This is a genomic window from Maridesulfovibrio pacificus (SeqCode) (genome assembly GCF_048612815.1).
In the GTDB taxonomy this organism is placed as follows: domain Bacteria; phylum Desulfobacterota; class Desulfovibrionia; order Desulfovibrionales; family Desulfovibrionaceae; genus Maridesulfovibrio; species Maridesulfovibrio pacificus.
In genome coordinates this window covers 318,744-332,656 of sequence record NZ_JBLZNE010000001.1, presented here as the reverse complement: position 1 = coordinate 332,656, position 13,913 = coordinate 318,744, and the positions used below count along the sequence as shown (strand labels likewise).

The 13,913-nt window shown below is 49.4% G+C and carries 9 protein-coding genes; all 9 read right to left on the bottom strand.

The window, feature by feature from the left end; genetic code table 11:
- Nucleotides 1–12: 12 nt before the first annotated feature.
- The 9 genes from rplC to rplJ all read right to left on the bottom strand — a co-directional run bounded on the left by rplC (nt 13) and on the right by rplJ (nt 13,911).
- The gene (rplC, locus tag ACNI23_RS01660; RefSeq protein ID WP_015851067.1) at nt 13–645 is read right to left on the bottom strand and encodes a 50S ribosomal protein L3; all 633 of its coding nucleotides are present in this window, start codon (nt 643–645) and stop codon (nt 13–15) included.
- Between the two features lie 14 nt (nt 646–659).
- Nucleotides 660–977, bottom strand: coding sequence for a 30S ribosomal protein S10 (rpsJ, locus tag ACNI23_RS01655; protein WP_015851066.1), 318 nt, complete (start codon nt 975–977; stop codon nt 660–662).
- A 245-nt stretch (nt 978–1,222) separates the two neighbouring features.
- Complete coding sequence (gene fusA, locus ACNI23_RS01650) at nt 1,223–3,289, bottom strand: elongation factor G (RefSeq protein WP_420246355.1); 2,067 nt, start codon at nt 3,287–3,289, stop codon at nt 1,223–1,225.
- Between the two features lie 12 nt (nt 3,290–3,301).
- Entirely contained in the window at nt 3,302–3,772 is a 471-nt protein-coding gene (gene rpsG, locus ACNI23_RS01645; protein ID WP_015851064.1) for a 30S ribosomal protein S7, read from the bottom strand.
- A 26-nt stretch (nt 3,773–3,798) separates the two neighbouring features.
- Nucleotides 3,799–4,170 carry a 30S ribosomal protein S12 gene (rpsL, locus tag ACNI23_RS01640; RefSeq protein WP_015851063.1) on the bottom strand — a complete coding sequence of 124 codons (372 nt, stop codon included), beginning with the start codon at nt 4,168–4,170 and terminating at the stop codon, nt 3,799–3,801.
- 156 nt (nt 4,171–4,326) lie between these two features.
- Nucleotides 4,327–8,484 (bottom strand): DNA-directed RNA polymerase subunit beta', encoded by a 4,158-nt coding sequence (rpoC, locus tag ACNI23_RS01635; protein ID WP_420246353.1) that lies wholly within the window; start codon nt 8,482–8,484, stop codon nt 4,327–4,329.
- 63 nt (nt 8,485–8,547) lie between these two features.
- A complete protein-coding gene (gene rpoB, locus ACNI23_RS01630; protein ID WP_420246352.1) occupies nt 8,548–12,648 on the bottom strand; it encodes a DNA-directed RNA polymerase subunit beta in 4,101 nt (1,366 codons plus the stop codon).
- Nucleotides 12,649–12,951: 303 nt separating this feature from the next.
- Nucleotides 12,952–13,338, bottom strand: a complete 387-nt coding sequence (gene rplL, locus ACNI23_RS01625; protein ID WP_420246350.1) for a 50S ribosomal protein L7/L12 — start codon at nt 13,336–13,338, stop codon at nt 12,952–12,954.
- Nucleotides 13,339–13,389: 51 nt separating this feature from the next.
- The gene (gene rplJ, locus ACNI23_RS01620; protein WP_420246348.1) at nt 13,390–13,911 is read right to left on the bottom strand and encodes a 50S ribosomal protein L10; all 522 of its coding nucleotides are present in this window, start codon (nt 13,909–13,911) and stop codon (nt 13,390–13,392) included.
- Nucleotides 13,912–13,913: the final 2 nt, after the last annotated feature.

The window sequence follows — 13,913 nt, the reverse complement described above, 5'->3', positions numbered from 1 at the left end:
TTTTTAATTCCTCTAGCTGGTCTTGCGGATCATAACGAGACCGTTCTTAGGACCGGGAACCTGTCCCTTAACCACGAGAACGTTTTCGTCTGCACGAACGTCTACGATTTCAATGTTGGAAACAGTAACGCGCTCGTTACCCATCTGACCGGGCATTTTTTTGCCTTTGAATACTTTGCCAGGGAAAGTAGCGTGGCCGATGGAACCAGGAGAACGGTGTACCTTTTCAGCACCGTGAGAGGCACGGGAACCAGCAAAGTTCCAGCGCTTCATTACACCCTGAAAACCTTTACCCTTGGAGGTGCCGGTAACTTTTACCTTTTCACCTGCGGCAAAGATGTCCACGGAGATTTCCTGGCCCAGTTCGTAGTCAGCTACAGACTCAAGGGGAAACTCACGAAGGTGACGGAAGTAGCCTTTACCGGCTTTTTCCTGATGACCTTTCGCGGGCTTGTTAACCTTGCGCTCGGGAAGAGCGTCGTAGCCGATCTGGATGGCGTTGTAGCCTTCCTTCTCTTCAGTCTTAACCTGCATAACAGGACAAGGACCTACTTCGAGAACAGTGACGGGCACAACAGAACCATCGTCAGCGAAGACGCGGGTCATGCCCAGTTTTTTACCGAGTAAACCGATAGTTTTTGCCATGTTGAAGCCCTCCCTTACAGCTTGATTTCAACGTCAACACCAGCTGGCAGGCTGAGCTTGCCGAGTGCGTCAACGGTCTGCTGGGTGGGTTCAAGAATGTCAAGCAGACGCTTGTGGATTCTCATCTCAAACTGCTCACGAGACTTTTTGTCTACGTGCACAGAACGCTGAATGGTAGTACGGCTGATCTGTGTGGGCAGCGGGATGGGTCCTGCGATAGCAGCGCCGGTATTGCGGGCAGTATCCACAATCTCGGTAACTGCTTTATCAAGGATACGATAGTCGTATGCCTTGAGCTTGATCCTAATACGATCACTAGTCATAGAAACCATGTTAATTTCTCCTAAATGAATTCAGAGACGGCCTTTTACGTGCAACGGTAAGAAGGATCGTGAGGTGAGCCCTTCCTGGCCTGGTATGGTCGTCCAGTCAGCATGCCGGACCTTATACCCTATCTCTGTGGTTTCACGGGGTGGTTCCCGTAAAAAAAGAACCTCCCGAACTCTATGGGTTCGGGAGGTATAGTGCTTTTTCAGCGTTGCTGTCAAGCTTATTTCAGATAAAAATCAAATTTAATTTAATTTTTATTGATCAGCTCTTCAGCGATAGAAGCGGGAACAGGCTCATAGTGGTCGAACTGCATAGTGAAAGTAGCACGTCCCTGAGTCTTGGAACGGAGGTCGGTTGCGTAACCGAACATTTCGCTCAAGGGAACGTCACACTTGATAACCTGTGCGTTAGCACGGGAATCCATGCTGCCGATACGGCCACGGCGACCATTGAGGTCACCCATGACGTCGCCGAGGTACTCTTCAGGAGTAACAACTTCAACAGCCATGATGGGCTCGAGCAGCTGCGGAGCAGCTTTTTTTACCGCATCCTTCAGTGCCATAGAACCGGCGATGTAGAATGCCTGCTCAGAGGAGTCAACATCATGGTAAGAACCGAAGGTCAGGGTTGCCTTGATGTCTACGAGCGGGAAGCCGGCGATAACACCGTTCTTCATTGCATCGTGGATACCACGGTCAACTGCGGGGATGTATTCTTTAGGAATTACGCCGCCCTTAATTTCATCTTTGAATTCGTATTCGCTTTCTTTGTTGGGCTCGATGGTAACGACAACGTGACCATACTGACCGCGACCACCAGACTGCTTAGCGTATTTGAGATCAGACTCAACCGCTTTGGTGATGGTTTCACGGTAAGCAACGCGGGGAGCACCAACGTTTGCGTTAACGTTGAATTCGCGCAGGAGGCGGTCAACGATAACCTCAAGATGAAGTTCCCCCATACCGGAGATCAGAGTCTGACCAGTTTCCTCGTCACCTTTAACGCGGAAAGAGGGGTCTTCTTTAGCGAGCTTAGCAAGACCCTGACTGAGCAGATCGCGGTCAGCCTTGGTTTTAGGCTCAATAGCGACTTCGATAACAGGTTCGGGAATATCGAGAGATTCAAGGACAACTGCGTTCTTCTGTTCGCAGAGAGTGTCACCGGTAGCCATGTTCTTAAGGCCAACAGCTGCAACGATGTCACCAGCGTATGCTTCCTTGATTTCTTCACGCTTGTTAGCATGCATTTTCAGCAGACGACCGATTCGCTCTTTTTTACCGGTAGCACCGTTAATGAAAGTAGCACCGGATTCAATTTTACCGGAGTACAGGCGCAGGAAGGTAAGGTGACCAACAAAGGGGTCGGTCATGAGCTTGAAGGACAGAGCTGCGAGAGGAAGGTTGTCATCACAAGGACACTCAATCTGCTTTTCAGTGCCGGGCTCGACACCAACAATAGCAGCGATATCCATGGGAGAAGGCAGATAATCAACAACAGCGTCAAGCAGGGGCTGAACACCTTTGTTCTTGAATGCGGTACCGCAAAGAACGGGGCAGATGGTCAGGTTGATGGTAGCTGCGCGGATACCCTTGATAATTTCTTCGGGAGAGAGTTCTTCACCACCGAGGTACTTATCGAGGAGTTCTTCGTCTTCTTCTGCAATAGCTTCGATCAGTTCGAGGCGCATGGCTTCGTACTGGTCCATCAGATCAGCAGGGATTTCTTCTACAGAGTAATCCTTGCCCATGTCGTCAGAGTAGATGAAAGCCTTACCAGTGATAAGGTCAACTGCACCCTGATATTCGTCTTCAGCTCCGATAGGAATCTGAAGAGGTACAGCTTTAGCGCCGAGACGGTCCTTGAGCATTTCTACACAGCGGAAGAAGTCTGCTCCGATACGGTCCATCTTGTTAACGAAAGCCATACGGGGAACTTTATATCTGTCAGCCTGACGCCATACGGTTTCAGACTGAGGCTCAACACCGGCTACTGCGTCAAAAACGGCTACTGCGCCGTCGAGTACACGCAGGGCACGCTCAACTTCCATAGTGAAGTCAACGTGACCGGGAGTATCAATAATGTTAATGCGGTGATCTTTCCACATACAGGTAGTGGCAGCACTGGTAATGGTAATGCCACGTTCCTGTTCCTGGACCATCCAGTCCATGGTAGCTTCGCCATCATGAACTTCACCGATTTTATGAGAAACACCAGTATAGAAAAGAATGCGCTCAGTAGTGGTAGTCTTACCCGCATCGATGTGGGCCATGATACCAATGTTACGCTGTTTATCTCTAGCAACCTTTCTAGCCACTTTGTACTCCGATTACCAACGGTAGTGAGCAAAAGCCTTGTTGGCTTCGGCCATACGATGGGTGTCTTCCTTTTTCTTCACTGCTCCGCCACGCTTGTTGTAAGCATCGAGGAACTCACCGCTAAGACGTGCAACCATGCCCTTCTCGCCTCTGGAGCGAGCAAAGTTGATCAGCCATCTGATAGCCAGGGAAACCTGACGATCGGGACGAACTTCAACGGGGACCTGGTAAGTAGCACCACCAACACGGCGGGACTTAACTTCCACGTGAGGCTTAACGTTTTCCACTGCCTTTTCAAAAGCCTTGATAGGATCTTCCTGGGTTTTGTCGCCGAGGAATTCAAGAGCTTGATAGAATATATTTTCAGACACACTCTTCTTACCATCGTACATGAGTCTATTCATGAACTTGGTAGCGAGCTGAGAACCGTATACCGGATCGGGAAGAATTTGTCTTTTGGGTACCGGACCTTTACGAGGCATATTGGTATACTCCTTGGAATTTAATGCTATTTAGGACGCTTTGCGCCGTACTTGGAACGACCCTGACGACGATCTGCAACACCAGCGGTGTCGAGGGAGCCGCGAACGATGTGGTAACGAACACCAGGTAAGTCTTTTACACGACCACCACGGATGAGTACCACGGAGTGTTCCTGAAGGTTATGACCTTCACCACCGATGTATGCAGTAACTTCGATGGCATTAGTCAGACGCACACGAGCGACCTTACGCAGTGCGGAGTTAGGCTTCTTAGGGGTGGTGGTGTACACGCGAGTGCATACGCCACGGCGCTGGGGGCAGGCCTGAAGCGCAGGAGTCTTCTTACGCTTGAGCTGCTTTTCACGCCCTTTTCTTATAAGCTGATTGATGGTTGGCATGAACCCTCCAAATTAAGTTTAATTACAAAGACCGACGCAGTTAGACTAATATTTCACAATTTGTCAAGACAAATTGTGAAATATTTACTCCGTTGTCACTCAAGTCAGGCTGCAACCACCTGCTCTTCGGACCGGTACTGCGTACTGGCGCCGGCACTATCTTTCGTTAACGAGCAGCGGTTCTTCTTCCAGTTCCTCAAGGAACTTATCTGCACGTTCGGGCTGATCGGGAACGATAATATCCGTACGTGCATACTTACGGAAACCAGTACCAGCCGGAATAAGTCGACCAACAATGACGTTTTCTTTCAGGCCGCGCAGGTAGTCCTTCTTGCCGCAGAGAGAAGACTCGGTAAGAACCTTGGTAGTCTCCTGGAATGAAGCCGCGGAAATGAAGGAAGCGGTTGAAAGTGAAGCCTGAGTAATACCGAGGACGTGAGTCTGTGCGGTAGCAGGCTTAAGTCCATTAGCGACAGCATCCTGGTTGGTTTCCATGAAGCGCTGCTTGTCCACCTGTTCGCCCACAAGAAAATGGGTCTCACCGGGATCAACGATGCTGACCTTCTTGAGCATCTGGCGGACAATAACTTCGATGTGCTTATCGTTAATTCCAACACCCTGGAAACGGTAAACGTCCTGAATTTCCTCAACAAGGAAACGTGCGAGATATTTCTCGCCCTTTACTTTGAGGATATCGTGCAGTTCGGGCAGACCTTCTGTCATCAGGTCACCGGCTTCTACGAAGTCGCCTTCCTGTGCAGTGATATGACGACCCTTAGGCACGAGGTATTCTTTGGTTTCACCTACTTCAGGGGTAACAACAATTTTGCGCTTGCCTTTGGATTCAGGTCCATAGGAGACCACACCATCAATCTCCGAAATGATTCCAAGTTCCTTTGGTTTACGCACTTCGAACAGCTCCGCAACTCGGGGAAGACCACCAACGATGTCTTTGGTCTTTGAGGTTTCGCGAAGCTTACGAGCGATAATCTCACCAGCATTGACGACATTACCGTCTTTAACCATCAAAATCGCGCCAACCGGCAGCGGGTAAACCGCTTTCAGTGTGGATCCGGGGCGGGTCAGGGGTTCCCCGTCTTCGCCGCAGATGGACATTGAAGGTTTAAAGTTTGTGGTACGGTATTCCTGGATTGTGTAAGTAGCCTGTCCTGTGGCTTCGTCAACACGTTCCTGGAAAGTTTTACCTTCAACAAGGTCGGTAAACTTAACTGTACCTGTTACTTCTGTGATGAAAGGTTCTGCAAGCGGATCCCACTCGGCCAGCATGGTTCCTTGTGTGATCTGCTGCCCTTCCTCAACAAAAAGTTTAGCACCAAGAGGAAGAACGTATTTTTCACGCTCTCTACCCTGCTCGTCCACGATACCGATCTGGCAACTCTTACCGAGGACCATCTGATGGCCATCAGCGTTACGGACGGAGCGCATACGGTTCAAAACGACAGAACCGTTATGCTGTGCTTCAAAAGAAGACTGCTGAATTTCACGGGATGCAGTACCACCAATATGGAAGGTACGCATTGTCAGCTGTGTTCCCGGTTCACCGATAGACTGTGCAGCGATGATACCTACGGTTTCACCTACGTTTACAACGTGGCCCCTTGCAAGGTCACGACCATAACACATAGCGCAGATACCGTGCTTGGCACGACAGGTCAACGGAGAACGAACAGTCATGGAGTTGATACCGTTTTCATCAATAATCTTCGCAGCTGCTTCATCAATAAGAGAATCAGCAGGAACGAGAATCTCACCGGTATCTTCTTTAACTACATCGTAAATGGTCACACGGCCGAGAACTTTTTCGGACAGTCTTTCCTTGATTTCGCCACCCTTGATGTAGTGGGTCAACTCAAGGCCATCAACTGTGCGGCAGTCATGTTCGGCAATGGTCACATCCTGAACAACATCAACAAGACGACGGGTCAGGTAACCGGAGTTCGCTGTTTTCAGCGCGGTATCCGCGAGACCTTTACGAGCACCGTGAGTAGAAATAAAGTACTGCAGAACAGAAAGACCTTCACGGAAGGATGAAGTAATCGGAGTTTCGATAATTTCACCGGAAGGTTTCGCCATCAGACCACGCATACCTGCAAGCTGACGCATCTGATCCTGGTTACCACGAGCACCGGAGTGAGCCATCATGAAGACCGGGTTGAAGGAAGAGTTGGTTTCCTGCTTACCAGTCTTAGGATCGACCATGATGTCAGTAGACATCTCGTTGGTCATTTCGGCTGAAACGTCGTTGGTAACTTTGGTCCAAACGTCGACAACCTTGTTGTACTTTTCAGTACGGGTGATGATACCTTCACGGTACTGTGCTTCAATGTTTTCAACCTCTGCGTATGCAGTATCAAGCAATCCAGCCTTAGCAGCAGGAATGGTAAGGTCTTTAACACCGATAGTAACCGCTGCGCGAGTTGCGTGCTCGTAACCGAGGTCTTTGAGGCGGTCACAAAGAATAACAGTAGCCTTGCTGCCCGCTGAACGGTACGCGCTGGAAACCAGCTTGGCGATGTTCTTCTTGGTCATGACCACGTTTGCGAATTCAAAGCCCATGCCTTCGGGAAGAAGTTCACCCACGAGAATACGTCCGGGAGTGGTTTCAACCAGTTCGCCTTCAATACGAACCTTGATACGGGCATGCATGCTGACCACTTTTGCGTCCAGAGCGGCGATGACTTCCCACGGAGCGGTGAAGATCATACCTTCCCCTTTAGAGAAAGAACGCTCAACGGTCAGATAGTAAAGACCGAGAACGATATCCTGAGAGGGGTTGATGATAGGCTGTCCGTTCGCAGGGGACAGGATGTTGTTAGAAGACATCATCAGAACACGACACTCGATCTGTGCTTCGACAGAAAGAGGTACGTGAACAGCCATCTGGTCACCGTCAAAGTCAGCGTTGTATGCAGAACATACAAGCGGATGCAGCTGGATAGCCTTACCTTCAACCAAAGACGGTTCAAAGGACTGGATACCGAGACGGTGAAGTGTCGGTGCACGGTTGAGCATGATCGGATATTCACGAACTACGTCATCAAGGATATCCCAGACAACGAGGTCTTCACGTTCAACCATCTTTTTAGCGCTTTTGATGGTTGTTGCGATTTCCCTGCGCTCAAGTTCTGCGTAAATAAAAGGCTTGAACAGCTCCAGAGCCATCTTCTTGGGAAGACCGCACTGGTGAAGTTTCAGCTTGGGACCCACAACAATTACGGAACGACCGGAATAGTCAACACGTTTACCGAGCAGGTTCTGACGGAAACGACCCTGTTTACCCTTAATCATATCGGAAAGGGATTTCAGAGGACGACCGTTGGTTCCGGTAATTGCGCGACCACGGCGACCGTTGTCGAACAGTGCGTCAACAGATTCCTGCAGCATGCGCTTTTCGTTGCGGATAATGATGTCCGGAGCACCGAGTTCAATCAGACGCTTCAGACGGTTGTTCCTGTTGATAACGCGGCGGTAGAGGTCGTTGAGGTCGGAAGTTGCGAAACGTCCGCCATCAAGAGGAACCAGAGGGCGCAGCTCGGGCGGAATGACCGGAATTACATCCATGATCATCCACTGGCAGTCGTTACCGGACTCGAGGAAAGCTTCAACGATCTTAAGACGCTTGGTCAGCTTTTTCTTTTTGGTCTGGCTGCGGGTGGTCAAGGACTCTTCACGGAGTTCATGCCTGAGTGTGGGCATATCGATCTGAGCCAGAAGACCTTTGATGGTCTCAGCGCCCATACCCACTTCAATGGCTTCTTCGCCATAGTGGTCGATTACCTGAAAATACTGATCTTCAGAGATGATCTGATACTGCTTGAGCGGGGTTTCACCTGGATCAAGTACAATATATGAATCAAAGTACAGAACTTTCTCAAGGTCGGCCATGGTAATATCAAGCAGAGTACCGATCTTGGAAGGAAGGGTTTTCAAAAACCAGATATGGGCAACAGGAGCAGCAAGCTCAATGTGGCCCATGCGTTCACGTCTGACTTTGGAAGCAATAACTTCAACACCGCATTTTTCACATACGATGCCGCGGTGTTTCATGCGCTTGTACTTACCGCAGTTACACTCGTAGTCTTTTACGGGTCCGAAAATTTTAGCGCAGAAAAGACCATCTCTTTCCGGCTTGAAAGTCCTGTAGTTGATGGTCTCGGGCTTCTTGACTTCACCGAAAGACCATTCGCGGATCTTTTCGGGAGAAGCAATGGAAATCTGAATACCTTTGAGGCCGCGTCCTGCGAGGCCTGCACCGGATGTTCTACGCATAGTGAACAGTTCGTCCAGACTCATTAATATACCCCTTACATGAAAAGGTTTATTTCATCGCGGGGGCCGCTTGGGCCCCCGCGTTCATTATTTCTTGTCGGCAGTCTCTTCGACTTCATCCTGAAGCAGGTTAACATCGAGGCCGAGGGACATAAGTTCCTTAACCAGAACGTTAAAAGATTCAGGCAGGCCGGCTTCAAGGAAGTTATCTCCCTTGACGATCTTTTCGTACATCTTGACACGACCGGTAACGTCATCAGACTTGACGGTCAGGAATTCCTGAAGCAGGTAGGCTGCGCCGTATGCTTCAAGAGCCCAAACTTCCATCTCACCGAGACGCTGACCACCGAACTGAGCCTTACCGCCGAGAGGCTGCTGGGTAACCAGCGAGTAAGGACCGGTGGAACGGGCGTGAATCTTTTCATCAACAAGGTGGTGCAGCTTGAGGATGTACATTACACCGACGGTTACGCGGTTGTGGAAAGGATCACCGGTACGTCCATCGTAAAGGGTAACTTTACCGTCATCACCGATTCCGGTCTTGCCGACCAGATCCCAGATTTCTTCTTCAGTAGCACCGTCGAATACAGGGGTCTTAGTGACAATACCCTCACGGGCTTTGTTGACTGCCAGTCTGAATTCTTCATCATCCAGCGAATCGATCAGCTCGTAGACATCTTCTGACTCGAAGGTATCTTTGATTTCCTGACGGATAACGCCGAGAGCTTCACCAGTGTCGAGCATAGCCGCGAACTTCTGTCCGAGAGCAAGTGCTGCCCAACCAAGGTGGGTTTCCATGATCTGACCGATGTTCATACGTGAAGGAACACCAAGCGGGTTCAGTACGATGTCCATAGGAGTACCATTAGCGAAGAACGGCATATCCTGTTCTGGCAGAATGTTGGAAACAACACCCTTGTTACCGTGGCGCCCGGCCATTTTGTCACCTACGCTGAGCTTACGCTTAACAGCGATGTAGACTTTGACCATCTTGATTACGCCCGGAGGCAGATCATCACCTTCGGTAACTTTTTCGCGTTTCACATCGTAAATACCTTTGATGATGCGAATCTGCTTATCGTATTCAGCGAGCAGCTGTTTGACTGCTTCGTTGGTTTCTTTATCTGCAAAGAGTCCGCCCAGCTTCTTGAGGGGTACTTCTGCAAGGATTTCATCAGTAATGATGTGTCCTGCCTCAGCAAGTACCTCACCCTTCTTGCGACCCATGAGGGTCTGGGCGATCTGCTTGTTAGCGACCACTTCCGCGATTTTGACGCGGGTTTTGTTGGTCAGGGATTCGACGTGCTTGCTTTCTTTCATATCATGTTTAGCAAGCTCGAAATCCTCGATATTACGGGTACGGTCGTCTTTCTCACCGGAACGGCGGTTGAAGACCTTAACGTCAACGATGGTACCTTCGATTCCCGGCGGAACCTTGAGGGATGTGTTTTTCACATCACGGGCTTTATCACCGAAGATTGCACGAAGCAGTTTTTCTTCAGGAGTAAGCTGGGTTTCACCTTTAGGAGTGATCTTACCGACGAGAATATCGTCAGGAGCGATGCGAGCACCAAGACGAATAATACCGCATTCATCGAGGTTGCGAAGCATTTCTTCACTCACATTAGGAATATCGCGAGTAACTTCTTCGGGTCCAAGCTTGGTGTCACGGGCGACGAGTTCAAATTCCTCAATATGAACAGAGGTGAAAACATCTTCCTTAACAACGCGCTCGGAAATGAGGATGGAGTCCTCAAAGTTGTATCCGCACCAGGGCATAAACGCTACGAGCAGGTTCTTACCGAGAGCAAGCTCACCGTCTTTGATACCGGGACCGTCAGCAAGGACATCGCCTTTCTTGACAGGGGTTCCGATAGGCAGGCGGGGACGCTGGCCGTAGCAGGAGTTCTGGTTTGATTTGTGCCACTTCTGGAGTTCGTAGTGCTTTACGCCGCCGGTATCAGGATAGACACCGTCATCGTAGCGAACAACGAGACGCTCAGCATCAACATAATCGATAATACCGTCGTTCTCAGCGAGAACGCAGCTACCGGAATCCTGAGCAACGTTAGCTTCCATGCCGGTACCAACCAGAGGCTGGGAGGTTTTCAGCAAAGGCACAGCCTGACGCTGCATGTTGGAACCCATGAGTGCGCGGTTCGCATCATCATGCTCCAGGAAAGGAATCAGCGCAGCAGAAACCGAAACGGTCTGACTGGGGCTGATGTCCATGAGTGTTGCATCTTCGCGGGGATGCATTGATACATCACCATTAAGACGACATGTTACCAGCGGATTTGAAAACGCCCCTTTTTCATCAATAGGAGCGTTAGCCTGTGCGACTACATGTCCTACTTCGCGAGTAGCATCATAATATAAAATCTCGTCGGTCATGGTGGAATCTTTGATTGTCCGGTAAGGACTTTCAATGAAACCGAAATCGTTGACCTTTGAGTAAGTTGTAAGAGAAACAATAAGACCGATGTTCGGACCTTCAGGAGTTTCAATAGGACAAATACGTCCGTAGTGAGAAACGTGAACGTCTCGAACTTCAAAGCCTGCACGCTCACGGGTCAGACCGCCGGGTCCCAGCGCTGAAAGTCTGCGCTTATGGGTCACTTCAGAGAGCGGGTTGGTCTGGTCCATGAACTGGGAAAGCTGAGAAGTACCAAAGAATTCCTTAAGTACTGCAGCAACCGGTTTGGGGTTAATCAGGTCGTGCGGCATGAGAGTGGCCACTTCCTGGAGGCTCATGCGCTCCTTAATGGCTCTTTCCATACGAACAAGACCGATGCGGTACTGGTTTTCAACCAGTTCACCAACCGGACGAACACGTCTGTTACCGAGGTTATCGATATCATCAGCAGGACCGTGGCTGTCTTTGAGCTTGCAAAGAACCTTGACCGCAGTGAGGATATCCTCGTTGGTCAGGGTACGAAGTTCAAGCGGAGTCTCAATGTTGAGGCGTGCATTCAGCTTGTATCGACCAACGCTGGACAGATCGTAGTAATCAGAGCTGCGGAAGAGGTTTTCAAAGAAGTTCGCAGCAATCTCAGCAGTAGGCGGAGAACTGGGGCGCAATCTGCGGTAGATTTCAATCTGAGCGGACTCAACATCAGTGCTTTTGTCCAGCATCATGGAATCACGCAGAGCCGAGGAAACGTCAGAGCCCTGAGTATGCAGGACCTTGACTTCCTTGAGGCCAACTTCCTGAATACGTTCAAAGATCTCTTCGGTAATCTCGTCAGCTGCCTCAGCAATAACTTCACCGGTATCGGGGTCAGTGATATCATTGAAAGCAAACTGACCCACAAGAGACTTGGGATCTACTTCAATATACTCTATACCACCGCGAACCAGTTTTTTCCAACCGAACTTAGTGATCTGTTTGTCACGGGGGACAATAACTTTGCCATCTTCGAGGCAGAGGTCAACCCATGCATTTTCCTTACGGTACTGATTTTCTAAGACCTTACGGCGCACAATATGACGGTCGATCTGGTACTCTTCTACGTCATAATAGTAGTCGAGAATATCCTGCTTAGAGAGGCCCATGGCCTTGAGAAGAACAGTAGCAGGCATTTTACGGCGACGGTCGATACGCACATAGAGAATATCTTTGTGGTCGAAGTCAAAATCCAGCCAGGAGCCGCGCATAGGAATAATGCGGCAGCTGTAAAGAACCTTACGGCTGGTATGAGTTTTACCGGAATCATGTTCAAAGATAATACCGGGGGAACGCTGAAGCTGGTTAACGATAACGCGTTCAGTACCATTTATAATGAAAGTCCCCTGCTCGCTCATGAGCGGCACGGTTCCGAAGTAGATATCCTGCTCTTTAATGTCGCGGATAGTTCTGCTTTCAGTCTCTTCATCAACGTCAAAGACTACCAGACGAACCTTGATACGGATAGGAGCTTCATAAGTGAGCCCCTTGGAGATACACTCATCCATATCATATTTAGGCTCGCCGATGTCGTAGCTGACATATTCAAGGCTAGCAGTTTTGTTGAAATCCTCAATCGGAAAAACCGAACGAAAAACCCCTTCGAGACCGACGTCCGCCCGGCTTGCGGGGGCTACGCCTTCCTGAAGGAATTTTTTGAAGGAATCCACCTGCAGTTCGAGCAGGTGGGGAATCGGCAGAGTGACTTTGATCTTTCCAAATATTTTTCTGAGCTGACCCATCGTATCCTCAATCAAGTGAGAAGGTTAGGGTTGGAATGAAGCAATTTGACGAACATCAACCAATAAATAGTCAGTTACAAGTCAAAAAGTGCAAGATAAACGTAGGCGGCAGAACAACATGCCTGAAAAGAAATTTTTATAGGGTTTATTTTGATCGCGCTAAAGAATCCGGCTGCGCCTTTTCCGAATCCTACCAAAATAATTGATCAGGCAATTTTGTCAATCTTTTTAACAGCGAGAAGAGCGCAACCCCGTTTTACAGGGGTTTGCGCTCCTCTTGCATTAGCGATAAATTCGCTGGAATTACTTCATTTCGGCTTCAGCACCGGCTTCTTCAAGCTGCTTGAGAGCTTCTTCAGCTTCTGCTTTTTCAACGCCTTCTTTGATAGCTGCGGGAGCTTCGTCTACTTTAGCCTTGGCTTCTTTGAGGCCGAGACCGGTCAGAGCGCGAACAGCTTTGATAACTGCAATCTTGTTGCCGCCAGCGGCCTTCAGGATTACGTCAAATTCAGTCTGCTCTTCGCCACCACCAGCTTCGCCGCCTGCTGCAGGCATAGCTGCAACAGCAGCTACGGGAGCTGCAGCGGAAACGCCGAATTTTTCTTCCAGTTCGGTGATGAACTCGGAGAGTTCGAGAACGGTCATGTTGGAAATGAACTCAACTACCTGATCTTTGGTGATATCTGCCATGGAAATTTCCTCCTGGGAATATACTTACTTTGATTTGCCTTGACTAGGCTGTTATGCAGCTTCTTTCTGATCTTTCAATGCAGTCAGAACGTTGAGGAAGCCACGGGGTACATTTGCGAGCAAGCTCACAAAGTTTGTGGGTACAGCATTCATTGTACCCAGAGCTTTGCCGAGGAGCTCTTCCTTGCTCGGAAGCTTGGAAAGCGCCTTCACGCCATCTTCGTCAAGATATTTGCCCTCAAGGGATGCGTAACGCATTTCGAAAGTCTTGCTTTCTTTAGCGAAATCAGCAACTGCTTTTGCTGCTGCAACAGGATCATCATAACCAGTTACAATTGCGCAGTTTTCCTTGAATTTGTCAGCCAGTACTTCATGATCAGTACCAGTGAAAGCCAACCGGGCCAGAGTGTTCTTGACGACCTGGCAATCGACACCGACGTTACGCAGGTTAGCGCGGAGTTGAGTAAACTCTTCCACGCCAAGGCCTTTGAAGTCGGTAACGATGGCAATACTCGCCCTTTCAGCTTTTTCTTTAAGCTGCTCAATAATCTGGGCTTTTTCTTGCCTGTTCACCT